This window comes from Novosphingobium terrae (genome assembly GCF_017163935.1).
Taxonomy (GTDB): Bacteria; Pseudomonadota; Alphaproteobacteria; order Sphingomonadales; family Sphingomonadaceae; genus Novosphingobium; species Novosphingobium terrae.
This window is the reverse complement of record NZ_JABVZR010000001.1, coordinates 3,405,806-3,430,158: the sequence shown is the minus strand read 5'-3', so window position 1 is coordinate 3,430,158 and position 24,353 is coordinate 3,405,806. Positions and strand designations below refer to the sequence as shown.

General features: G+C 58.4%; 20 protein-coding genes. 5 read left to right on the top strand and 15 right to left on the bottom strand.

Annotated elements, in window-relative coordinates; all coding sequences use genetic code 11:
• The first annotated feature begins 62 nt into the window (after positions 1–62).
• The 4 genes from HGK27_RS15360 (at position 63) to HGK27_RS15345 (ending at position 3,618) form a co-directional block, all read left to right on the top strand.
• Positions 63–518: a DUF6118 family protein gene (locus HGK27_RS15360; protein WP_206241663.1), complete on the top strand. Its 456-nt coding sequence runs from the start codon at positions 63–65 to the stop codon at positions 516–518.
• Between the two features lie 54 nt (positions 519–572).
• Positions 573–776, top strand: coding sequence for a hypothetical protein (locus tag HGK27_RS15355; RefSeq protein WP_206241662.1), 204 nt, complete (start codon positions 573–575; stop codon positions 774–776).
• 251 nt (positions 777–1,027) lie between these two features.
• A complete protein-coding gene (locus HGK27_RS15350; RefSeq protein ID WP_206241661.1) occupies positions 1,028–3,001 on the top strand; it encodes an ATP-dependent nuclease in 1,974 nt (657 codons plus the stop codon).
• Positions 2,998–3,618 (top strand): UvrD-helicase domain-containing protein, encoded by a 621-nt coding sequence (locus tag HGK27_RS15345; protein WP_206241660.1) that lies wholly within the window; start codon positions 2,998–3,000, stop codon positions 3,616–3,618. The genes HGK27_RS15350 and HGK27_RS15345 overlap by 4 nt, the downstream gene beginning before the upstream one ends.
• Positions 3,619–3,773: 155 nt before the next feature.
• Here HGK27_RS15345 and HGK27_RS15340 read toward each other — a convergent pair whose 3' ends face one another.
• Complete coding sequence (locus tag HGK27_RS15340; protein ID WP_206239818.1) at positions 3,774–4,811, bottom strand: IS110 family RNA-guided transposase; 1,038 nt, start codon at positions 4,809–4,811, stop codon at positions 3,774–3,776.
• 60 nt (positions 4,812–4,871) lie between these two features.
• On the opposite strand from HGK27_RS15340, the gene HGK27_RS15335 reads away from it, so the two are divergent.
• Complete coding sequence (locus tag HGK27_RS15335; protein WP_206241659.1) at positions 4,872–6,389, top strand: UvrD-helicase domain-containing protein; 1,518 nt, start codon at positions 4,872–4,874, stop codon at positions 6,387–6,389.
• A gap of 30 nt (positions 6,390–6,419) precedes the next feature.
• Here the strand turns inward: HGK27_RS15335 and HGK27_RS15330 are convergent, their stop codons facing one another.
• From HGK27_RS15330 to HGK27_RS15265, 14 genes are all read right to left on the bottom strand, one after another.
• Entirely contained in the window at positions 6,420–7,046 is a 627-nt protein-coding gene (locus HGK27_RS15330; RefSeq protein WP_206241658.1) for a hypothetical protein, read from the bottom strand.
• 296 nt (positions 7,047–7,342) lie between these two features.
• Positions 7,343–7,723: a hypothetical protein gene (locus HGK27_RS15325; protein WP_206240133.1), complete on the bottom strand. Its 381-nt coding sequence runs from the start codon at positions 7,721–7,723 to the stop codon at positions 7,343–7,345.
• A 33-nt stretch (positions 7,724–7,756) separates the two neighbouring features.
• Complete coding sequence (locus tag HGK27_RS15320) at positions 7,757–8,248, bottom strand: hypothetical protein (RefSeq protein WP_206240134.1); 492 nt, start codon at positions 8,246–8,248, stop codon at positions 7,757–7,759.
• A gap of 87 nt (positions 8,249–8,335) precedes the next feature.
• Positions 8,336–9,973, bottom strand: a complete 1,638-nt coding sequence (tnpC, locus tag HGK27_RS15315; RefSeq protein ID WP_206240135.1) for an IS66 family transposase — start codon at positions 9,971–9,973, stop codon at positions 8,336–8,338.
• A gap of 66 nt (positions 9,974–10,039) precedes the next feature.
• On the bottom strand, positions 10,040–10,393 hold the full coding sequence (tnpB, locus tag HGK27_RS15310) for an IS66 family insertion sequence element accessory protein TnpB (protein ID WP_206241657.1): 354 nt from the start codon (positions 10,391–10,393) through the stop codon (positions 10,040–10,042).
• Positions 10,390–10,833: an IS66-like element accessory protein TnpA gene (gene tnpA, locus HGK27_RS15305; protein ID WP_241126950.1), complete on the bottom strand. Its 444-nt coding sequence runs from the start codon at positions 10,831–10,833 to the stop codon at positions 10,390–10,392. The genes tnpB and tnpA overlap by 4 nt, the downstream gene beginning before the upstream one ends.
• 171 nt (positions 10,834–11,004) lie before the next feature.
• A complete protein-coding gene (locus HGK27_RS15300) occupies positions 11,005–12,159 on the bottom strand; it encodes a reverse transcriptase family protein (RefSeq protein WP_206241655.1) in 1,155 nt (384 codons plus the stop codon).
• Between the two features lie 203 nt (positions 12,160–12,362).
• Positions 12,363–13,595: a phosphoribosyltransferase-like protein gene (locus HGK27_RS15295; protein WP_456094182.1), complete on the bottom strand. Its 1,233-nt coding sequence runs from the start codon at positions 13,593–13,595 to the stop codon at positions 12,363–12,365.
• Between the two features lie 317 nt (positions 13,596–13,912).
• The gene (locus HGK27_RS15290; RefSeq protein WP_206241652.1) at positions 13,913–14,701 is read right to left on the bottom strand and encodes a hypothetical protein; all 789 of its coding nucleotides are present in this window, start codon (positions 14,699–14,701) and stop codon (positions 13,913–13,915) included.
• Positions 14,702–14,763: 62 nt separating this feature from the next.
• Positions 14,764–16,548, bottom strand: coding sequence for a phospholipase D-like domain-containing protein (locus HGK27_RS15285; RefSeq protein WP_206241651.1), 1,785 nt, complete (start codon positions 16,546–16,548; stop codon positions 14,764–14,766).
• Positions 16,545–20,108 carry an AAA domain-containing protein gene (locus HGK27_RS15280; protein WP_206241650.1) on the bottom strand — a complete coding sequence of 1,188 codons (3,564 nt, stop codon included), beginning with the start codon at positions 20,106–20,108 and terminating at the stop codon, positions 16,545–16,547. Before HGK27_RS15280 ends, HGK27_RS15285 begins: the two co-directional genes overlap by 4 nt.
• A 373-nt stretch (positions 20,109–20,481) precedes the next feature.
• Complete coding sequence (locus HGK27_RS15275) at positions 20,482–21,828, bottom strand: hypothetical protein (protein WP_206241649.1); 1,347 nt, start codon at positions 21,826–21,828, stop codon at positions 20,482–20,484.
• Positions 21,829–22,612: 784 nt separating this feature from the next.
• On the bottom strand, positions 22,613–23,605 hold the full coding sequence (locus HGK27_RS15270) for a sensor histidine kinase (protein ID WP_206241648.1): 993 nt from the start codon (positions 23,603–23,605) through the stop codon (positions 22,613–22,615).
• On the bottom strand, positions 23,602–24,282 hold the full coding sequence (locus HGK27_RS15265; protein WP_206241647.1) for a response regulator: 681 nt from the start codon (positions 24,280–24,282) through the stop codon (positions 23,602–23,604). The genes HGK27_RS15270 and HGK27_RS15265 overlap by 4 nt, the downstream gene beginning before the upstream one ends.
• Positions 24,283–24,353: the final 71 nt, after the last annotated feature.

The following is a 24,353-nucleotide window of genomic DNA, read 5'->3' as shown; positions in this document are numbered from 1 at the left end:
CGTTCGTCTTTCCAGACGGATGCGGATCGTGCTTCTCAACTCACATCGGAGGTCTGTTTCTCATGACCGAATCCTCTTCCCCATCGCCCGAGTCAGATCAGCTGGAGCTTGCCTTCGATGCCATTGGGCAGCGGTTGGCCGGATTGACGGCAGCCGTGGATGGCTTTGCCGTTCGGCAGCAGGAACTGCATGGCCGTGATTACAGGCCGGATCTGGAGAACATCCAACAGTGCTTTCAGAAAGTGCGGGATGCCATGTACATACTGGCGGACAAGCCAGGGGTCAGGCTGACGCCGGAGGACATTGCCCGGCAGATCGAAAAGGCAGGGCAAGAGTGGCGGCAGGTCGATCATGCTGCATGGGGCAGTGCCCAGACCAGGCTTGAACGCGCCGCTCAGTCCATCGAGATGATGGTCGCTTCGGCTCTGACATTTAGGGTTCAGCGCAACTGGATTGCAGCGAGTGCAGCCGCGGCGCTGGTGGTTGGCCTGATCCTAGGGGAATGTCTGCATCGGTAAATTGATGGGCCAGTGCCAGAAAACTGGCACTGGCCTCAGCCCAGGGTGCCGAAGATGCTGGGACTGAAAGAGAGGGAGGCGGGGTTCCGCTTGCTGCAGGTCGCTGATCTGGCGGAGTGGCAGCGGGTGGTGCGCGCCATCAACGTTTATCACGACAACGCCCAGAACATGGCCGATTGCAACGCGGAAGCGCTCAAAATCAAGGGGCTGGTGGATTGCAAAATCCAGATCGGCCCGCAAAACGTTGATCCGGTTTAGCGACAGCCCTGTGGGACGATCCAGAACGGCAGCTCCGAAAGCATGGAAATAGGATAGCTGACATTCGATCAGATCGGCGCACGCTTCCGTGACCAACCCTTTTCGGTCATTCCGCGACCGATCTATCGTCCCTAGGTGCGGCCAGCCCGCTTTTCTATCTCGGATGCCCAAGACTATCGGTGGATTGCAATCGCGAGACCGCTATGTCTTAGTGGGGAAATGTGTTTTAGCGAACCATCCGGGGAAGACATGTGCGACTGGCTGAAATACAGATCGAAAACTTTAGGACTTTCGGCGAAGGGGATGCCGCTTTTCGGCTGACTTTGCCGGTCGGCATCGCGGCATTGGTGGGAGAGAATGATTCCGGCAAAACCGCTATCGTTGATGCCATCCGACTTGTTTTGGGTACGCGGGGCCAGGATTACTTCAGGGTGGGTGAGGCAGATTTCCATCAGCCGCCGGATGGTGGTGTAGCTAGAAACGAAATCCGAATTCTCTTGAGGTTCGATGCACTCAGCGCTGGCGATCGTGGGGCTTTCCTCGAGCACCTCACTTATCTCGATGGCAAGGCCCATCTGTTCTTGCATTGGCAGGCGCTGGCGGGCTCCCGCGGTCCGTCGAGACGTTTCACGACCGTAGAGTGCCGTTCAGGTGCCACGGGCGGTGGTCCGGCTCTGGAGGCCTCGGCACGAGCTCTACTTTGCGCGACTTATCTGCGGCCACTCCGCGATGCCGATCATGCTCTTTCGGCCGGCCGCGGATCTCGGCTCGCCCAGATACTCCAGCAGACTGAAGAGATCGAGAGCGTCGGCGAGGACTTTGATCCTGCGGCTTTTCCGGAAGATCCGGCGACACTGAGCGTCCTCGGCATAGGTGACTTCGCCAACGAATTGTTGGAGCGCCAGGCCGGGATAGGTAACGCACGAGCACGCCTAAACGACGACTATCTCGCCAAGCTCTCGTTCGAAGGCGATACGCTGAAGGGTGCGATCTCGGTTAGTGGCGCTCGCGGCGACAAATCCGCACGGCTACGACAACTTTTGGAGAAGCTTGAACTCGATTTGCGCGACGACGGTGTTGCGGACCCACCCCCAGGGCGCGGCCTTGGCTCCAACAATCTGTTGTTCATGGCATCCGAGCTACTTCTCCTCAGCCAAGAAAATGAGGGTTATCCTGCGCTGCTAATCGAAGAGCCCGAGGCGCATCTCCATCCCCAGCGCCAACATCTCCTGATCAACTTTCTGAAGCAGAAGGCGATTGTGGATCGGGATGTCGAGCATGGGCTTCAGGTCTTGATGACCACCCACAGCCCATCGCTTGCCTCGTCGCTCAAACTCGAGAATCTTGTGCTAATTCGCAATGGGCGGGCGTTCCCGATGGGCCCCGAACATACCTTGCTCGCGCCGGACGACTATGCGTTTCTCGAGCGATTTCTGGATGCCACGAAAGCAAACCTCTTCTTTGCTCGCGGCGTCATCATCGTGGAAGGCGATGCCGAGAATATCCTCTTGCCCACGCTCGCCAGGTTGATCGGTAGGGATTTGGCACGCCATGGTGTGTCAGTTGTCAATGTTGGAGGTACGGGCCTCGGCCGATATGGGCGGATTTTCCAGCGCCGCGCGGCGGACGAGCAGGGCCTACTCAACGTCCCGGTGGCCTGCATGACAGACATGGATGTGATGCCCGATTGTGCGCCGGCCATACTCGGTCTTACCGCTCCAGATGGTTCGGTGCCCACAAAAAGCAGCAGGCGGTGGCGCAAGAAGGATGACTTCGAGGACGATGGCCTTGAGCGCCAACGCGCTTCAATTGCTGCCCGTGCCAACGGTCAATCGGTCCGCACCTTTGTCGCCGACGAATGGACCCTTGAATATGATCTTGCGCATTTCGGCCTCGCGAGGGAGGTGTGGATTGCTGCGGATCTCGCGATTGCCGACGAACGCATCCATGCGGGCCGAATGACGGTAGCCGATGTCCTGCGAACCTCGATCCGCAACTTCCGCGACCTGTCTAACCTGGACCCTGAGAGCCGCAGCACCTCGGTATATGCGAAGTATCGAGGCAGTGCCTCGAAGGCGATTGCGGCCCAATATCTGGCGGCGTTGCTCGATCGCGCAGCGGGCCGGGGCCGTCTGCCTCCGGCCACGCTTCGCGGCCTCCTACCACTCTATGTCCGGGCGACGATCGACTATGCTACGGGAAATGCCGGCGACGCGCTAGCGTGATCGGTGTAGCGGAGCTTCTGGCACGGGCTGTCAGCGACGAGGACATCGCCGCTGCCTGCACCAGTCTGGGTCTGCCAGCCCTGGCGTTTCACGGAGCTGATGGTGAGGATGCGCGCCTTGCCGTTTTGCGTTCGAACGGATCGATCGACGTCGCAGCTTGCCCCGGCAGTGGGAAGACGACGCTGCTCGTCGCGAAACTCGCGATATTGGCGAAGCGCTGGACCTTGCCCGCCTCAGGCGTCTGTGTGCTCTCTCACACCAATGTGGCTCGGCTGGAGATCGAGAAAAGGCTTGGTGCTGACCCCGCCGGCCGGGCGATCCTTTCCTATCCGCACTTTATCGGCACGATTCACGGGTTCGTGAATCAGTTTATCGCGCTTCCCTGGCTTAGATCGCAGGGGATCGACGTGGTCGCGATCGACGACGACATCTGCCTCCGAAGGCGGCTGCACAAGCTGACCCCGCCCCAACGTGCTCGGGTTTTGCAAACTAAGCGCCGGGAGGGTCTTCTGTGGATGGCTCCCGCGTTGCAAGCACTTTTTGAAATTCTGACGATCGGTCGGGTGCAGTCGTCTGTCCGGCCTGTTGATGCAGTCGTTTCGGACTGCTGGCCCTGATGGGGTCCGAAAAACAGAGTTCCTATCGCCTTCACAGGCTGTTGCGCCTAAGACTTTCCACGGGTTGTCCCTGTTCCCGGTCTGACCGGTGTCGCCATCATTTCTCTTTGCGCTCACAACTCCGTTCGGCCGATCACCTCAGCCGGATTGCGTACTCATGCGGCCAATCCGGGCACATGGTGTGATTGATAGACCTGACCGCGTGTCATGACCGCCCACGCGATCCGCGCTATCTTGTTGGCCATGGCGACGCTGGCCACGCGGGCAGATTTTCTAGCCAGTATCCCAACGAGAAACGGGTGAACCGTTGCAGGGCCCTCCTTGGCGCGGCGTAGCAGGGAGGTCGCCCCGATGACCAACAGCTGCCGTAGATATTTATCGCCCATCTTGGTGATCCGGCCAAGGCGCTCCTTGCCGCCACTCGACTGCTGACGCGGTGTCAGGCCAAGCCATGCGGCAAACTGGCGGCCAGACCTGAACTGGTGCGGGTCGGTAACCGATGCTGCCAGCGCGGTTGCGCCAATCGAACCAATGCCCGGGATCGTCGCCAACCGACGCGCCATGTCATCGCTTCGCCGGAGAGCTTCCAGGCGCAAATCAAGTTCATGAAGCCGGGCATGAAGCTTGAGCACCAGCTCGCACAGCATGCCGATCACCTGCGCCGCTTGTGGTGGCAGATCAATCGCGGCCTCGCCATCTTCGATCTGTTGCGCCAGATGCAGCGCCCGCCCAAGTCCGATCGGAATGGCGATACCAAACTCTGCTAACTGGCAGCGCATCATGTTGACCAACTGTGTACGTTGACCAGTCAAAAGAGAGCGCACCCGGTGAAGTGACAGGGCCGCCTGCTGCTCACGAGACTTGATCGCCACGAACCGCATCGTCGGACGTGTCACCGCCTCGCAGATGGCCTCGGCATCAGCAGCATCGTTCTTGCCGCGTTTTACATAGGGCTTCACGTAGCATGGCGGCATCAGTCGCACCTCGTGACCAAGGTTTTGCAGTTCCCGCGCCCAATGATGCGATGTCCCGCAAGCCTCGATGCCGACAAGGCAGGGCGATAGCCTTGCAAAGAAGGGCAACATTTGCGCTCGGCGCAACGCCTTGCGCACAATGACGGTGCCCTCTTTGTCGACACCGTGAACCTGGAAGACATTTTTGGCCAGATCGAGGCCGATCGTGCTAATTTCCATGGCGGATGGCTCCTTGCGTGGGTTTGCCTGACGGCAACCTCATCATGACATTCAAATGTCGTGAGCGGGAGCCATCCACCTCATCCCCTTCGGATCGTCGATGCCAACCACGATGTTGGCGACGTCGCTTGGGGCGGTGGGCCGCTCGGAAAGCACACCGCGACCTATCAGGCGTTCGTTGCTGCTTGTCGGGCCACGACAGCGGAGGGATATTTCTGCCACGATGACATGATGATCTGGGCAGCACAGGCCCTCGATCGCAATCCTGATCTACGGAACGCAGTCCGTCAGCGATTCCCGGTGCTGTTTCTGGACGAGGTTCAGGACAATGATGACGTCCAGTCCGCGATCCTTCATCGTGTTTTTGTGGAGGGTGAACGGCCGGTCGTGCGTCAGCGCTTCGGCGACATGAACCAAGCGATTTATGGGAGCGCGTCCGCAACCGATGTGAATGGCACGAACGGCGACGTCTTTCCCAACGCGGCAATTTCTATCCCGGTGGCCAACAGCCATCGCTTCGGTCCCCAGATCGCAACGCTGGCGGACGGGCTTGCCCTGTCCCCTCCAGGCCTTATCGGTTTGCGTGAGCATCCTGATGCCGAACAGGGCAGACAAGCTGCGATCCTGCTCTTCGGCGCCCAACAGGCCACGGATGTGCTCCCGGCGTTCGCGCATCTTTTGACTACGCGGTTCAGTCCCGCAGAGCGTGCGGCCGGCGTTTTCGCGGCGGTCGGAGCGATCCATCGCGACACCAATCGACCGGATACGCCAAATTGCGTGGCCCACTATTGGGATGGTTACGATCATGAGCTGGCCCGCATCGAGGGGCGGCCTGCCACCCTGATCGGCTATCTCAGGCGCGGTGTCCGGGACGCGGCCGGAACGGGGGATGTTCATCCCATAACCGAGAAGGCCGCCGATGCTGTGCTGCGGCTGGCAACAATGCTCAACCCGTCCGTTCGACATCCGAATCTGGCCAACCGCTTCCGGCAGCTAGGCCGGCTTCTCGAGCACGATAAAGCGACACTCCGACGGTTTCATCTTTTGTGCTGGAAGGTTGCGACCGGCGAACTGCCTAAAAACGCTGGGGTGTGGCAGACTTGGAAGAAGCCGATCACGGATATTGCCACCGCTTTGCTGGCGAGCGCCGCAGCGGAAAGCGCGGGCGATTTTATGGCGTGGGAAGACGAGCGTGAAGCAGTTGGTGTCATGGCAACGCAGGGGAACATCTACTCTTACCCGAGCATGGAGCCTGCAGTTCGGATCAAGGTTGGCTCGATCCATTCCGTCAAAGGTGAGACTCATCTCGCAACGCTCGTCTTCGACACTCACTATAAGGGGTCGCACCTCACTCGGATCAAGGATTGGCTTACGGGCGCGAGATCCGGATTGACCGCCAACAAGCCCGAGCTGCGCAAAAGCCTGAAGCAGCACTATGTTGCGGTCACTCGTCCTTCCAACTTGCTTTGTCTGGCCATGCGGAGCGATGCCTTCACAGCCGCCGAACTCGTGCTGCTACAGTCGCGCAACTGGAGCATCGGCGACATCGCTAACCAGCAGATCGTTTGGCGGCCTTGAGATTGATTCGCGGACCGTTGCCTGCCCCCCTCACTCCGGCGGTGCCGAATGACCGAGCGCGATCGCCTTTTTGCGCTGGGCTGAGGTTAGCGCTTTCCAGATACGATGGACGTTGCGCTGGGGCATTGCCCCAAGATCGGTGACATAGCTCGCCTTATCAAGCCGTACCTTGAAGAAGGTGGGGTCGTGATCGATCGCGTTGGCCTGCAATCGCCAGAACACGACATTCGCGAATTTTGGCGTCAGCGATTTGTAAAGCCGATAGTAAGCGAGCGCCTTCGAAAGGATATCATTCGCTTCGGCCCCTGCAAGCCGTTCCAGCGCGCGTAGGCAGCTTTCGAGCCGCATTTGCTGCATCCGTTCGACAAGAGCTTTGCGCGCCTCGTCCGGTCCGAGCTCGCGCCCCTCGTCGAAGACAGCGACATGGAATTTGAGGATGCACTCGGAACCGACATCGAGGCGATGACCGGTTTGGTCGTTCCGGATCTCGAAATGGTATCGAAGCCCTTCCTTGTCGCAAAGACGGCAGGTTTCCTCCGGTATCTCGTGATCAACTGTTTGGCCAGTGAAGTGCCATTCCCGGAAGGCGGCAGGCAACGTACCTGCCGCCGACAACGGAAGTATATTTTCGGCTACGCGTCTCGGGAAGCTATCCATGCTCGGCATCATCTCCAGCCTGTGTGGAAAGATAGCTGCAAATCGACGGATGGAAAACGCACTTCATATCGGCTTCCCTGCATGGACAACCGTCCGATCCTCCGGATTTTGGGGGCCACCAATTTGATTGTCAGCATGGCAAGATTTCTGAGGTCCACGGAGGGCAACGTCCACCGTATAAGCCGATGAGTCGTTGACCGGCTGATCGGGCGTCCAGCATCCATGTCTCGGGGTCGGCTGCCCGGACTCCGCCCTCTGCGCGTAAGCGTCCGCCCAAGGCCGTCGCCAGAAACCCGTTATGGAATATGTCCGCCGTTGGAGCAGGCATAACCTACAAAACGTGGAAGCAAACCAGCTTTTTCAATGGCAATCATATCCCATGCTGTGGGACAGGAAATTCCATTTCGGTTGGCGCATACTCTTGGTCCACCATTTACACGTGGAATGGCTTTCTCGAAAGCTCTTTGTTGTCTTGCGTTGAGGGTAGATTGGAAGCCTTCCTCCAAGTAATTCACATCCCCGGCAGGCTTTTCTGCAATTTTGAGTGCGGGGCATTGGAGCGTTGTCTGCTTGTTGAAAATATCCCACCCATGAAGGGCGTGCTCGTGCGCAGTCGCGGCCAAAGCCGCAGCGCTGGAGACGATCAGGGCCGTCGTTATCACCACTCGATGCCACATATTGCCACCATGTCCTTGCAGAAGCAGACGTTGCTAACCCTTGGCCCTGAGGCGTTTGAGACAAATCTGCTTTGCAGCCTGAAGGCTGGGAACGGTGACGGCCTTGACGGATCGAACTGCGGCAGCGCGATATGCTGGAATGTTTGTGGGGGCGCCCTCAAAGAAGGACGCGCTACAGACCTCACCTGGTGACCTTGGGTAAGATGATCCGCTAAGGTCGATGACCGAGAGCACGGCCTGTGGAGATTTTGGCAACGCATAGATAAGCGCCTGCGTGAGCCCTTCCGAAGTCGCGGCGTCGGTGCCGGCGGAAAGCGGCCTCGCCAGGAGTATCCACTGAACGTTGCCGCTTCTGATCTTACTCATGACAACTTTGTCATATGCGCCGGAATTATAGAGGCGGTTTACGACCGCCTTTGCGCCCTCGCTTCTTATTTCACTTTGGATTGCAGTAGGCGTGAGTAGCGTGGCTGGCGATGCTGCCGTGAGCATCAGTCCAACGATTCCCAGAAGTGACTTGCGCATCCTCGCTACTCCCGATGACCATGCCGCATTTAATCTTTATAGTGTATTATATGGGCATGCCAACTTCGCATTCCATCGCACCCTGAGTTACTTTGTCGATGCACTCCAGTGCCAAGGCAGCAGTTCCTCTATCCGGTTGATCGGATGCTCCTTGCCGATGCGATCGAGCACATCGGTCAGCCACTCCTGCGGGTTCACGCCGTTCAACTTGGCTGTTTCGAGCAGCGAACACATGGCAGCGGCGCGCTCGCCTCCGCAATCAGCCCCGGCAAAAAGCCAATTCTTCCTGCCGAGGCATATGCCCCTGAGCGCATTTTCCGCCGGGTTGTTGTCAATCTCCAGTCTGCCGTCATCGGTGTAGGCCAGCAGCTGGGGTTTGAGCTTTACGGCATAGCGCAAAGCCTCGGCCAAGGGTGATCGCGCAGAAGCCCGCGACAGCACATCCTCGGCCCAGGCAAAGAAATCCAACACCTTGGCTTTCGACGCGATACGGGCATGCTGCCGCTGATCCGCTGGCACATCATCAATCTGGCGCTCGATGGCGTAAAGATCGCGGATCATGTCCAGCCCTTGGGCGGCGGCCGAGTGTTGGTCGGCCTTGTAGACGTCATGCAGCTTGCGTCGGGCATGCGCCCAGCAGGCCACCGGCATGATCCGCTCCGGCTGACGGTCAGGGGCATAGAGCTTCTCGAAGCCGGGATAGGCATCGGCTTGCAGAAAACCTGCAAAGGTTTTGAGATGCTCACGCGGTCGCTCACCCTTGCGATCTGGGCTGTAGCGAAACAGTGCTGCTGGCCTGTCATCGGCGCTCCATCGCCGATTGTCACGCAGGTAGACCCACAATCGCCCCGTCGCCGTCTTGCCGGTTCCCGGTGCCAGAACCGGCACAGGCGTATCGTCGGCGTGGATCTTGGCGCTAGCCATTACATGATCGGCGATCCGCTCGACCAGCGGTTGCAACAACCAACTGACTTGCCCCAGCCAATCCGCCATGGTCGAGCGGCTGATCTCCACGCCCTCGCGGGCATAGATCCCGGACTGGCGGTAAAGCGGCAGATGGTCCGCGAATTTGGACACGACGACATGGGCCAGCAGGCCCGGCCCTGCACGGCCACGCGGCACGGGCAACGCAGGAGCCGGGGCCTGGCTGATCGTGTCGCAGCGGTTGCAGGATAGCTTAGGGCGCACATGCCGGGTGACGCGAAAGCGGCCTGGCACGTATTCCAAGACCTCAGTCACATCCTCGCCCAGCTTGCCCATCGCCCCGCCACAGGCCGAGCAACCATCCGCATCGGGCGCTGTGTGCAGCACCTCATCGCGGGGCAAGTGGTCGGGAAGTGGTGCGCGCCGAGGTTTGCGGGGCGCATCCTTGGCCAGAGCATCCTCAGGCACACGGCCTTCGATCACGCATTCGGTATGGGCGTGCTCAACCTCCAGATCCTCCAGCGTAAATTCGAGCTGGTCGGCCTCAAGGGTCATGCGTTCGGAGGACTGACCGAACTTCATGCGGCGCAGGCGGGCAAGCTGGACCTTGAACTTCTCGATCTGAAGTGCGGTCAGCTTAATCGAATTGTGGGCGGTCTCAAGCTGCTGGCGGGTCTCGCCATGGGCGCTGCGCTCGACCTCCAATGCCTGCTCCGAGGCGGCCAGACGCGCCTGCGTGGTCGCGAGCAACGCACGCAGTTCAGCCAGATCGGCAGGGAGTTCGAGATCGCCGGAGGACACGTTTCTTTCTACCAGAAATGCCTTCCTGCCCAAAGCCAAAAGCCCGGAATTGCGGCGATTGTCGGGTCAAATCTGCTCTGGCAGGCGCGGCGGTTCGGGCGCTACGGTCCGCCGCCAATCCATCGCCTCGATCAGCAACGCGAACTGCGCCGATGTCAGCACCACGCCGCCTTCGATCAGCGGCGGCCAGACGAAACGGCTGCGCTCCAGGCGCTTGGCGAACAGGCATAACCCGCTGCCATCCCAAAATAGGGCCTTCAAATAGTTGCCGCTTTTGCTGCGAAACAGGAAGACATGCCCGCCGTAAGGTTCGACGGCAAACAGAGGGCGCACCAGCGCGGCCAGACCGTCGAAACCGAGCCGCATACTGACGGGCTTGCTGGCGAGATAAACCTTCGTGCCCGGCGGCAGCGAGATCATGACGCATCCCGCAAGGCTCGAAGCACCCGCGCCAGCGCTTTCTCGTTGACGTAGCTGTCCACAGAAAGGCGGATGCCGCCAGGCAGATCGACATCGATCGCGCCGGGGCGGGGGCCGGGATAAGGGCGCATCAGATCTTCGGCGGGGGCCTGCGTCGCGGCCTGCGGCACAGGAGGTGTAGGCACAGCCATCCTCGCACCGCCAGCAGGCTCGGGGACAGAACCATATGCGATGAATTGCAACGGTTCGCTCGCCAGCTTCTCCGCTTCCTTACGCATCCGACGCCAGCCATGGATCAGGCCCGGCGACATGCCCAACCGCTTGGCGATACCCACGATCGTCGCCTTGGGCTCATCGCACATCGCTAGGATCGCCGCGCGCTCTTCATCCGAATACCGCCGACGACGCTCAACACCGGCGATGATCTCGATCCTGTCCAACGCACTCTCCTTACGCAGTGCGAATGGACACTGCATAAGAAACCTCATCGCGACAGCTCATCACCCGTGCAACACGCGGGAGGCCGTACGCTTACCTCTGCGCCTACGTGCTTCCATAACGGAATCAACTCGCTTGGTCACGCGCGCCCCAGCGCATCAGCCGAGGCTCGATCACCTTGTCCAGTCAACGGAATTTGCCTTTGCGTAAAGCGTAGCGGCATAGGCTTCGTCGACCTGGTGGGCGTATGCGATCAGTCCCAAAATGTGCCGACGCATTCCGATCAACGATGAGAAGCCGCGCTTGGTACGATGCTTCTCTGCACCGATTTTTTTGTGAGTGAGTGCGTAGAGATGAGTTTCGATGTTGTTACGAAAAGCCTTGGTGAGCTTGGGCTTGCCTGTGTCGACAAGCATACCAAGTAGGATTTTCCTGCTGCCCGGAGAAAGGATGCTGGTCTTCTGGCGATGAACCACGAGGCCATGAATTTGCAGCGATAGTTCGGCTAACTTCACTAACTTCATCGCCTCGCTCCGGGTTGCATCAGTTGTGCGTGAGAAAGCGAGATCGTCCGCATATCGAGTGTAGGTCCAGCCAGCGCTGATAGCTAGCCTTTCAAGCCTGCGATCCAGTGCTTCGACGGCGCGATTTGCGAGCATTGGGCTTGATGGCGCGCCTTGCGGCAAATGCCCCATCGGGTGCAAGCGGTAGGGCCGTTGACCACCTCGACCGAGCAATGCCCGCGTGTCACGTCGGTGATGATCCGGGCGCCGGGTACATATCCTCGCCATTTGGAAAGAAAGGAGGGCACCATATCCGAAGGTTCGGAAGACGCGATAAACTGCCGCCTCCGGGATCGATTCGAAGAACTGCCGAACGTCCATCTTCACGACCCATTTGGCGTTGACGTGCATTTCTGCTGCCCCCTTGAGATCGCGATTCTTGATGAAGGCGAAACTTGCCGTGTGCGACGGGGTGACTTGGAGAATATTCTGTGCAATCCAGCGCTGTACGCGCATCAGCCTCGGTTCGGGAACGCAGATCGTGCGGTAGCGCCGTGGCTGCGCCGGCACTAGATTGGCAACACCGCGCTTCTTGACCCGAAAAACGCGATAAGGGTCTATTTTGCGGTGTGCGACCTCCTGAAGGAAGTCGGCATTAACGTCAGCGAGGTGGGCAAGGTGGTTGAGTGTCAAGATGACTGGCAAGTCGGGATGGGTTCGCTTGATCGCGATCGCTGCCGCCTGACACGCCTGAATGGTGACTTCACTGCGACCGGCCAGCCTAGCTCCAGCAATGAAGGTCTGAGGATCCCACGGATGAGCCATCTACTTTAGCGCGGCCCTGGCGGCGCCGGATCGTCCATCAAACCGAGCCGTTCCGAGGAGGTTGCCCGAAGGGCAATGATGGATGATCCGGCGTGGACCTGCATTCACGTGCTCTTTCAACGGCAATGGAAAACTCCATTCCCCACGACAATGGATTCGTATCCACCATCACGGTCACCCTCTCGGATGACAATAGCTAGATGCTACCGTGGAACCCTCAGAGCTTCTGGATAGTATGGTTGCGTGGTCGAGGCAATAACCGGCGTTTCTCTTTCGCGAACGCCCCCCGCTTCCAGAAACGCATAACCCTTATCTGTTAGCCTCCCAGTGTTAGTGATCAGCGCTTTTGCGAGTGCCTCGCGTAAAATATCCATCAGTGGCGGTACCGCCATTCCGCTTCGAGCCGCCAAAGCCGTCTCAGATCCTCTGTGCCAGCGTCCCCGCAGCAGGCTGAGGACGACAACCATCTTGCGCTCTTCCTCGGTCAGCGACGGTGGCAAGACAATTCCGTTGCCGGAGGCCGCTTCCCCAATAATCTGGGCGATCGTGCGGACGCCGAACAAGGCGCTGAGGGTTGGCGGAATTGGGCCATCGTAAAGCGCCCGCCAAGCGCCTTCACTCTGATGGATGATGGCTGGCGTGTTGTTCGGGATGCGGTAGCTGAAGGCTATGAGAGCAGCTTCGCCGCCAAAGCCATATCGGCCGGACCCGCGCCCTTCTTGAGGGCCATATGTGTCCATCAGTTTTCGCCACGCGAAGTACCACGAGGGCGATGTGCCCCAGTCGATGATGGGTGAGATCCATTCGCTGACAACCTCGGGGCGCAGGCGATGGGACCGGACTTTGATTAATCCTGAATTGGTCGCCGCCGCTGCGACCACGCGAAATTTGAGCAATCTCCTCGATACCCAGGAGCGGATAGTTGGCACCGCCCAAAACTTATCAAGCATCGAGCGGACCCGACTTCCAGAACCGATGAAGTCGGTCAATATAATGATCTCTCCTGCCGGTGCCGTTTTGCCACGCAGCAGATCGGGGCCCGGATGGTTCATGAAGATTTTAGGCCACGCATCTTTTTGCTGCGACGCGAGGAAAGCAATTAGTCCCTCACTACCTACACGGCTGCGCCCGCGGATCGGCTTCACGGCCGGAGGACCTGATCTCCCTACGGCGCGACGACGCATTTTGCCATGGCGGTCGGGCAAGAGTTCGAAGGAAAAAATCGCAGATTGCTGAAACTCGCGCTCCGCATAAAGTGCGATCCGCTCCCCTCGGTGACGAGCGCTTTTAGCGATTTTATCGAGGGTTCCTCTGATTGCCGTAGAGACCTGCTCCTCGTTCAGGAGAAGCATCGCATCGAGCATAGCTGCAGCGGCAGGCTGTTCAGCCGTGGCGAATTGCGTGAGCCATTTTTGGCCAACGCTAGTCTCGCTCAATGTCGGAGGAATTGCGATGATCTTATACCGGAGAGTATGGCCTATCAAAATCGAAGGTAGCCAGAGTTGCTGCCAGTTCGCAAGTCAATTATTGGTGACCGCATATCTTAAGTGGAGGAGCGACAGCAATAACGCCATTGCTGTTAGCGCCTACTGCGGAGGGTCCCATGTTTCGGCAGAAGCCCATCCATCTGATTCACCTCAATTAACTATGAATTTAAATTTTTAATATAATCTCTTATGAATTTTTTATTAAGATTTTTATCTTACTTGCAGGATATTGCCTTGGCACTGAATATAATTGTTATTGCTTAATATTAATAAGATTTGCCTATGACTTGATGGATTTCACTTGAGGCGAAGCGTAGGCATTCCATTGCGACCTCACCGTAACGTATGTTCTGAGACGGAACAGCTTCTCGTAATGCGTCTATATTTTTCAACGCATCAATTTTTTCGTCGGATCCTAGGTCTTCGCTACGCAGGTAGGAAAGGAAGCGCTTCACATCGGTGGAAATTTGAGAGTCTATGAGAAAACCCTCGATATTCGTAGAAGACGCGTCGATCAAATATACTTCGCCCTCTTTGCGGATTCGCCCGCGCTCAAAGTCTTCAAAAACGTCGTGAAGATAACGTGACGCATAGCGTAGCGACAAACCTAGCCTTTCAACGACGTTGGCAGAAAGCAGGTCACCTCTGATGGTGACGTGCCCGCGGACTTCCTCCAGAGCAATCTGGACGTCGAGTAGTTCGTCCATGATAGATGTAAAGGTAGATGCATCCATTCGGGGAGGTCCATCGGGGGTACGCTGCAGTCGAGACCGCATTTTCCTTTTCACCCGTTTGACGGCGCGATACGCGTCGCCCAGCTCTTTATCGAGAGCCTGCACAGCCGCAAGCCGACTCTCCCTTTTTGAATGTTCTTCGCGGCGTGCGGTCACATAAGCGAAGACTCCACCTCCGATGAGGGTGATGAGCATGAACTGCAGTAAAAGTTTGTAAGTCTCGGCCCCCAGAGTGTCCGTGATCCTCCCGCCCCAGAGCAGTTTGTCACCGGCAAAGCTAGCCGCTGACAAGGCGGACACAGCGATGATCGCAAGCAGCAAGGAACTGGATCGATGCGAATCGGGAAGGCCTGACCTTGAGCGTATGGATACAAGCGGAAGCCTCATCGGATAATTTCCATGTCTGTTAGGAGATCAGGCATTTCGCAATTGGCCATCAGTTCTGCTATGGCGGATGCCGCTGCGTTTGGCGCTTTGATATAAATGCCTATTTCCTGGCGCGGATTTGCCCAGGTTGGGTCTCCGGACAGCCAGTTCTGGCTGGTCAGCACAAGGTTGTCGTCATCCCATGCAAGAATTTTTGCGTGAAGTCGCGGTTCAAGCACAGCTTGCAGGTCGACGCCATTTTTCGCCGCGTTGCTGGCCATTTCGGCTGCGCGCCGGTCGTCCGCGCCACCCGATGAGCGGCCATACAATATGTTGGCCGCAACACCGCGCGCCCTGGCGGCTTCTACAGCCGGGACAATGATGGCAGCATGCGCCGCATGGCTCAGTCTGTGGCTCGTGACAAGCAATCGCCGTTCCGCATTGTCGCGCGCGTCTCGGACTAATTCTCCGTGGTTCGGGCCGATCACCAGACAAGCCATCCCCTTCGTCGAAGATGTAGCTGGAGATGCGGCCACCTGAGCGGCTAGGCCACCAAATTCCACAGCTAATGGCGTCCATGCATGACCCGCGCCCTTCGTCATTTCCGCAAGGGCATAGATCAGATCTGCGATCAGTTCGGGAGACCTGATGCGTATCGATGCTTCGATGCTGTCGAAGCGCGAGGAAAGCCAGTTGCAGGACCCTACAACTGCTGAGAAACGGCCGGATTGCCCTTCATCTGCAATAAGAAACTTTGCATGTGAGCGTGTAGAAAAGGGATGTATCTTAAACAAGTGATCTAAACCCGTGCTGGCCACACGGGCCCGCGCCTCCCGAACGACGGAAGCCGTCGCTCGAGCGCCGATTTTATCCTCGTCCTCTCCCCAAAGTACGTCAATCCGTGTGCCGGCATGAGCGGCGGCGATAAGCTCGTATTCTATCGCTTCAAATCCCTCAGCCGAAATAAAGCAACTGTGGATTATGATCCTGTGTCGTGCACGACGCACGGTCTGGAGCAGTTGTTCAAAATGGGGAGTCGCGCCAATAATAATGTCCGATACAGCGAACGAAACAGGCCGGAAAACGTTTTCTGGCCTACGCATAGGTATGCTTGCATCTGGCTGCACGGTGGGAGAGCTATCGCCCTGAGGTTGCTTCGGAGCGCTCTTGGCGGCTTCGATGACTGCTTGGGCCACGTCGTCAGGCAAGCGCAAGCCGGGGTCTATGCGCCCATCGCGGACAGGGATTAAGGCGTACCGATCAACGAGCCTCTCCGACGATGCCTCGACGAACGCCAGTCGTTCATCTTCCTCTAGCAGCACATCCGCTACCGTTTGGATGTCGTCGGCCCCCTCGATGTTGCGCGGGGACAGCCAGACCAGTGGTTCCCTACTTGCTCGGGGCAGCACATCATTGCGATGATAGATGTTCAGGTCGCGCCGCCGAAATACCGTTCCTGTTACCCGGTCCACCAGAAACGTCATCATCCTTGGAATACGCTTAGGGGCGGCGGGTAGCTCGTCCCTGCCAACAAGATCTTTGCCTGCCGCGCTTGCGCTGAACAGCATCTGCCCATGTTGCTGGGCGACTTCTACCCAACCGACGCGCATCAGTCGGATTACGATCTCGATGACAATCCGTCGTCTCAAACCGCTTTCGGCCGCCAGCTCAACCGCTGTCCTGGGCTTCTCACACAAAGCAAACAGAATGAGATGTTCAACGACGCTCCACGGACGTCCTTTGTCGATATGGAAGCGGCGCCGTCCTCTCAACACGGGAAGAGCCACCAATGCCGAGCTCATAAGCGCTCCTCCAAAATGTCGTTGCCCTTCACGTAGCCAATGCTACCGCTCACGATACCATTTCGTAAATACTTGGTCATCTTACGCAGAAACGTCAGGTCGAGAGTATCCTTGACATCGGGCGGGGCGCTGAGCACCGCATCTAGGAAGTCTAGGCTTGTGATGAGAACAAGCTGCCAGCGTGCCCTGCTCAGCAATACGTTCATCCGGCGTTCGTCGGTGAGAAAGCCGAATGCGGACCTTGCGTTTACATGCTGGTTGTTGCGCACTAGGGAGACAACCACGATGTCGGCTTCATTACCCTGAAAAGAGTCGACTGTCGCGGCCAAGGAGCCGTCCTTGATCACAGATGAGAAGCCGCCCAGCGCCTTCAGTCTGGTATTTAGTTGAGAGTTGATCGCAGTACCCACTCTGCGTACCTGCTGGCTGTAAGGCGAAAGGAATGCAATAGACGGCGCCGTCTTTAGCTCCGCGCGGGGCCTGACGGTCTCGAGAATTTTCAGCGCTGCCGCGAGCTCGTCGGGATTATGGTAGGGGGGCAGTTTTTCTGCCGACCGCTTTCCGATCGTTTTTTGCAAATAGGGCATGTCAATCACGACGATCGGTGCCATAGGCAGGATTGCAGCGTCCGTCGTGCCAAAAGGAGCACGGCTTTGCCTGTATCGTGCTTCGCAATCCGGATGCGTCGTGAGTTCGTTATCGTAGAAGCACTCAGACACGAGGCCCGCTATAACCGGATGCATCCGATGCTGTTGTGAAAGCTGTCTGGCTATTGGCCGCCCAGGCTTCCCTTTTTTCTGGCGACCAAACTCCTGTTCGATGACAGTCTGGAACAGCAGGAGAGCGCGTGCCGTTTCTCCGCAGAGTGCTGCAAGATCGTAATCTTCCTCCAAAAACTCAGCGATCATTTCATCGACGTCGACCGTCTTGAGTGAACGTCCGATCAGGCCGCGCCCTAGCGCGACGGCCTTGCGAACCGCAGCGGGGTCTTCAAGCAACTTAGACATCTGCGTGGCACCGAAGGGAGGTAATTGCTTATGGTCGCCGATCATGAGTCGGCGGTGCGAAAGGAGGGCAGGTGAAACAAGCTCACCGCCGGTGGCCTTGGCCGCCTCTTCGACGATCGACCAGTCGCATTGTCCGCGCTCGTCGATAAGTCGTTCAAGCTCTACGGAATTGGTGGTAGCAAAAACCATGTTGGCTGCGCGCATGACGATACCTTCTAGGGCGCGCTTTTCGCCTTCCGGCGACCACTGCCCACTTCGACCGCGCTCGGGACGGCCACTAGTCTGCATCTTTGTCAGTCGCCCTAATCGCTTTTGTAAATGTGGCGGCGCCCGCTTCGCGAGGGGGCTGGCGACGAGATTGTCAAGCAGGGAGCCAGCTTGTCTTGCAATATCGAACTGATGCGGCGCTTCGCGTGTGTCGCGCGATGCGCACCGTATGACCAATGGTGCATCGTCATCAGTCAACGAAATTGCCTGCGTCACCTCGTCCATGAGGTGGTTAACCGCCGCATTGCTCTGAGCCGTTAGCAGAATGCGCGTCGTCGCATCGTCGGTGAAGCGTCGACGGACAAGATCGCGGACAAGGCGGGTCTTGCCGACACCAGGCGGCCCTTGCACAAGATAGAACGGGAGGGTCGACACGACCTCCCTCATGGCGGCCTGCTTATGGTCGTCGAGAAACTTAAAATCGTCGTCCTCGATCAGACTATCTTGGCTGTCGGAGATGCGGCGCCTCGGCTCGCTCAATGTCCGCAGCAATTCGGTGTGATCTCCCAGGGCGCGAAGTGCCTTGATCCGCCTCCTGAACTGGACATCACGCCCGATGCCTTCGCTTGAGATGAGGTATCCGTCCGACACCAGTGACGGCTGGGAGCCGCTGAACGAATACACCCTGCCATCCTCGGTATCTACTGCCTCGAGATATTGCCAGTCAGTTGCACTGTTATCTCGTTCGCCGAGAAAGGGATTGTCCGTCAGGCGCCAGATGCCGTCGGCCACGCTATTGTAACCGAACAGCCGTTCCTCGAACCTTGCCAGTTGGGTCTTACCCCCGCCCAGCAGCTTGCTGAGCTTATCTCGCTCATCTTCGTGGCGAAACTTCAGGCGTGTTATAACTTCGCCATCGGCGTCCTGTGCGCCCGAAAAAATTCTGACTGGAAAAATGTCGCAGGCAGCTTGAAGCATCTCAAGGAATTGTCCGAGAATTAATGCTTTTTGGAATTTCTCACCGGCAGTCTCGCTGGCGGCCCCGTCGGAAGACCCGGCGCGCAGCTGATCCCAACTCCTAAGCTTGCCCCGGCGTCGACCAAACAGCTCTCTGGCTTCAGGCGCGGTTAGTAATTCGATCGCATTGGCAAGCACTGGCGTTTTCATGATGAGATTGCCTGGTGAAACATCGGCCGATTCGACCGTGTCGCATTCGGCGAACTCCCAGCTCGGTTCAGCATGACTATTCGGTGATGCATAGGGCCTAAGTCGATATGCCAGATTGCGACCGCGTAATACAGTATGCGGCTCCTGAGAATTTTTTCCATTCTTCACCGAGAGCAGGCTGGGTCCCTCGGCAAGGTCATCAGCGATGAACTCTAGCTGCGAACTGATATCACGCGGTTCGATGTCCCCGTCGGACAAATCACAAATTCGCCCCGTCAGCTTGCTGCGCTCACCAAGCCTCACAACGAGATGCAGCTTTGGATCCTTGCCTGCGACATCTGAGATAATATTGGACAAAATCCCGTCGATGCGCGGTGTTATCGTCTCGCCGTCAATTCTCTCGAACGGGTTGATGGCGACAAGGTCTTTCAGCAAACGCACTTCATCGGAATTGAGATGAGGAGCGACCTGTGATGGGAGGACCTTTGGGTCCAGCAGGCGGTCTATTGAAGCGCCACAAAGCGTGGCTGCCAACCTTCCGAACAGCGTCCAGTCGCTGTTAAATGAATCGAATGCGGGCTGCCTGGGCCTTCGGGGTGATGCCTTCGGATTGCTGGATATGATTCGCATCGACCACTCGAAACCTGTCAGCTGAAAATCGTGGTCGTCGTCGCCACCCGACAGAATCGACCACGTATCTAGATTTCGGTGCAGGAGCCCTTGGGAGTGGAGGATGTCCAGCCCCGTCACGATACGCTTGAGGTTCTGCCATATTCTTGCCCGGCTCCGATCGAACCGGGGCGTTTTCAGCCAATGCGAAGTGGGTGCCCGGTCAAGTATCGTCTGGAGCGGGCGCCGTGTGCCCGGGTCCAGCACAAGGTAGTATCCTTTATCATCCATGCCTGACTGTGCGAGATTTACTACCACATCCTCGGCACCCGGATACCCTCCCAGGCGATGAAGTTGGCGCAATTCATGAGCCCATACCTCCCGCATTTCGGTGTCGTGGGCATTAATGGCTCGCGGCCAGGCCTTGATCAGCACAGGATTGCCGTCCTGATCCGTGCCCGCGATTAGGCCTGGTCGTCCATGAGAGCGGTCAGGTGCGATAAGGTAAGGCTCTTCAAGCTCGAATGATGACAAAAAATCACTGCGCCGACGCCGTTTGGTGACTGCCATTCCGAAACCCTCGCTTGCGGCACTTAATATTTCGGTGCGCATCTCTACATATGAATAGCGAGTGCATTCATTGATTTGCAAGGGATATTTACGATTAATTCCGCCTATTTGTCTTTTGTCAACTTTGCGATGGGCGGGCTGAGACGCCAATTCTAATGCGGAATGTTGCGGGGAATAGCCCCGTCGGCATTGTCCGCAAGCAGTCTTGAAATGTTTGGGAAGACCTCCGTCTTTCATCTCCCAAAGGGTGCGACCGGTGCTATCGCAGTATTCTGCGGTGATTTCGGTTGCAGGTAAGAAAAATAGACGAAAAAGGTGGGCTGGGACTATTGTAATCCGCCGAAAATTTCGTAATCTTTAACATTTATTTTGCTTATTTCGGCGCGCCACCCAGACCGCGCGGGCGAGGCGGGGATGAGTCGTGGTCACTTGACGGCGTGGCCGTACCGAAAGACCCGACGGCGGTGCCCCAGAGCGTCGGTAGGAAGTTGGGCATCACGGTCCAGCGTCCATCGGGCGCGCCGCGCACGCGCACCTCGAATTTCTCGTCATTGTAGACGAGCCTCATCACCTGTGTACCCGACCAGGAGCTGTCATTGAGGATGCCCTCCATCGCGACGTCAACCTCGCTGATCGCCGGTGCTTCGTCGCGAATGCCGGTGATGGTCCAGCTTGTGAGCTTGAGGTCACCAAGCCCCTCCCGATGACGACCGGCCCGGTAGCCGATCGAGCGGAGTGGATAGTCGATCGTCATCTGCGCGAGCGTCCCGAAGTTGCGAGCCGCGATCGCGTCGAGATAGCTGACTGCCGCAGCTTCCGGGCTTTCGGCGTTAAAGTTGTGCGGTGCGCCAAGCGCCGCCAGCGCTTGTCCGGAGATTGCCTGACGTTCCTTCCACGCTTCGATTCTGCGCTTGGTATCCTGCGTCGCGGAAACGGTGGCAGCTAATTCCGACCAAGATGGCTGACGTTGATCCTTAGCCGCTTTGGCGATGCGTGCCTCCTCGTCTGCGCGCCGATCGAAATAGTCGACTATCGTCTGGAGCAGATTGACCGTCTTCGCCGCCACCAGAGCGTTCCCAAAATTAGGATTGAGCCCGTGTACGATGCCGTGACGATAGGGGCTGTCAACGGCATCGGTATCGAGTTTACGACGCGTGGCGCCGAGAATTGCAAGCCCATCGGAGAGCCCGCCCGGGCCGGTCGTCTCGGTGTCGAAAACAGGCGCATCGGCGCCGCCCGAGAATGGATGCTTGCCCGTTTTTGTGGTGCAGATGCCGTCGATGATGATCAGCAGTAGCGGGACCGCCGACAGATAATCCTGTGCGAGCAGCCGCTCGACAGCGCGCTCGTAGATATCGTGCCACGCCGCGAACCGGCTGGTTTTGAATCGATATCCCAAGAACGAGAGGATATCGGCATCGAGGTGGTGCACCACCAAGCCCTGATCTGCGAGATCATCGTCGCTTTCGGTGACCGCGACCCGCACCGCCTCGACCGAAAGGCGATCGAAGATTGTCCAGCCACGCGGGCCGAAACGCGCCGCGAACTTCTGCCTGTCTTCCTTCATGCGTTCGACATCAGCGAACTGCTTTTCAAGCTCTTTAGCTTGGCGGCGAACATCACCATTGAAGAGCCCAAGCAGTCCGATAAGCGGCCGCATTTGCTGATACTGTCGAGTGATGTGTTCACCGGTAGGTAGCGGGGTGTCTTCATCGGCCATAAGTGTAAAATGGACTGCAAACGATCAGAAGCAAGCGCTAAGGTGAGAGGCTCGCGAAAACGATGAAATCCGCTTCTGATAGGAGCGGCCATTCGCACCACCTTTCTAGAACGGTAGCATTTTTCCACTTTTTGCCAATTCGCGATGCCCGTGTAGTACTGCGCGGGATCGAAGCAGCCTTCCGTTACGGCAGGCGAATCACTTTAAAGCGTTGCGAATCGCATCCGAGCTATCTTGGGAATCTCAGCCCAAATGAGGTGTTGTGATCCGCAATGTGACCCCCAAAAAAGTCATTCACATCACAGTGTGAGGATTTGGGGCCTTGGCGGAGACACCGATTTTTGCGGACTCCCTCTTTAACATATATATTTCAGAATATTAGCTAGTAATATTCGAGCCCGTCATCGTCTTTGAGCGGCTATCAGACCATGCTACCAGCGTCCCGCAACGCGGCCTTGGCGCCAAGCTTACCTTTCTTTCATTCTGGGAATGCGGCCAAGCAATTGTGGAATGTCGGCTAGTGGCAAAGCCTGCCCCATAACGCATCCCGTCGGACCGGCTGCCAAGTCCCACAATAGGGCGTTCACTGCTGGCTACAGGCGACCAGATTCCGACGTTCAGATGCGGTGCGAGAAATGTCCGCTTGCGCCTAGACCTGCCGTTTGCCCCTCGAATATGCCGGTCGGGACCCGCCAACTAAGCTGCCATTGCCCAACGAATTTGCGCTCCCTGGAAGCAGCCATCCGTTCAGCAGCAAAACATCGAGGTCAGCGACGACGGGGACCTATCGCTTCGGGAATTCCATCACAAAAGTCGCGCCGCCGCCTGGCGTGTCCTCGACCGAGATGGCGACGCCATGCGCCTGCGCCACCGTCGCGACGATCGACAGACCCAAACCGGCCCCCCGCCGCCTTGTCCCCGGCGCGCGCCAGAAGCGCTCGAAGAGATGCGGGCGCTGTTCGAGCGGCACACCAGCACCATGGTCAATCACGCTGATCCGGCCCCCTTGCGAAACCGAGACCAGCACCTCGCTTCCCGCCGGGGCGTGATAGACGGCATTCTCGATCAGATTCCGCAGCGCGCCTGACAGCGCCTCCTCATCGCCCTGGATGGGGACGGGCTGATCCGGCGCCTCCAGCGCCACTTCGCGCCCCTGCCGGTAAATCCATGGCGCCATATGGCCGACCACCTCGGCGGCCAGAGCCCCAAGATCAACTGCCTGCAGCGCGGGCAAGGGCTGGCTGTCCAGCCGGGCCACGCGCAGCAGTTGGTTGACCAGACGGCTCATGCGCGCCGCATCCTCCCCCAGCCTGGTGACCGCCTCGCCGGGGGGCAGAGCCTCGATCCCTGCCGTCAGAATGGCAAGCGGCGTGCGTAATTCATGCGCGGCATCGGCGGTGAAGCGGCGCTGGGATTGAAACGCCTGGTCCAATCGCTCCAGCGCCTCATTGACCGCATGGATAAAAGGCAGGATCTCGGCGGGGGCCTTGCCCGGCTCCAACCGCGTGCCAGCCTTGCCCGGCACAATGGCGGCGGCCTGCCGACTGGCCGCGATCAAGGGGCGCAGACTGGCGCGCACGGTGTAGATCACCACCCCCAGCACGGCCAGCGCGAAGAGCGGGAAGGCCCAGACCACGATGGTGTCGGAAATGCCGTGCCTGAGCAGGTAATGCCGCCGCGCCAAGGCGAGAAAGCCGATCACCAGCGCCAGCCCATGGATGGCCGCCAGCCGCAGGATCAGCTTGCTTTCCAGCGATGTTCTCCACTGCGCTATCACGCCTGCGCCTCCTCGGTCAGGAAATAGCCGATGCCGCGCACGGTCTGGATGCCGCAACCGGCCCCCGCCTCACCCAGCTTACGGCGCAAATGGTGGATATGGACGGGAATGGCGTTGGAGGCGATCTCGTCGCCCTCGCCATAGAGCTTGTCCTCCAGCACAGCCTTGGGCACCACGCGGCCCAGGCGCCGCATCAGATGTTCGAGCAGCGCCAGCTCCTGCCGCCCCAGCATCAGCGGGCACCCATCGACCAGCGCCTCGCGGCCCAGAGTGTCGAGCGCCAGATGGCCCGCCTGCAGCACCGTGCCCAGCGCCAGACCGGGGCGGCGCAGCAGGGCCTTGGCGCGTGCCACCAGCTCTTCGCTGGCGAAGGGCTTGACCAGATAGTCGTCAGCCCCGGCATCGAGACCGCCGACGCGGTCCTCCAGCGCATCGCGGGCGGTCAGCACCAGCACGGGCAGGCGCTGGCCTTTGGCACGGGTGACGCGCAGCACATCGAGCCCCTCGCCATCGGGCAGGCCCAGATCGAGCACCATGCCGTCATAGGGAAACAGGTCGAGCGCATGGCAGGCATCGCCCACACTTTGCTGCACATCGACGACGAAACCGGCCTTGCGCAAGGCGTCCGCGACCAGCTCCGCGATCCTCGGCTCATCCTCGACCACCAGAAAACGCATAAAATTTCCTTCCGCGCGCTTCCTCTAATACTGCCTTAAACTTCGCGCCACAGGTGGCCGCCAACAGACAT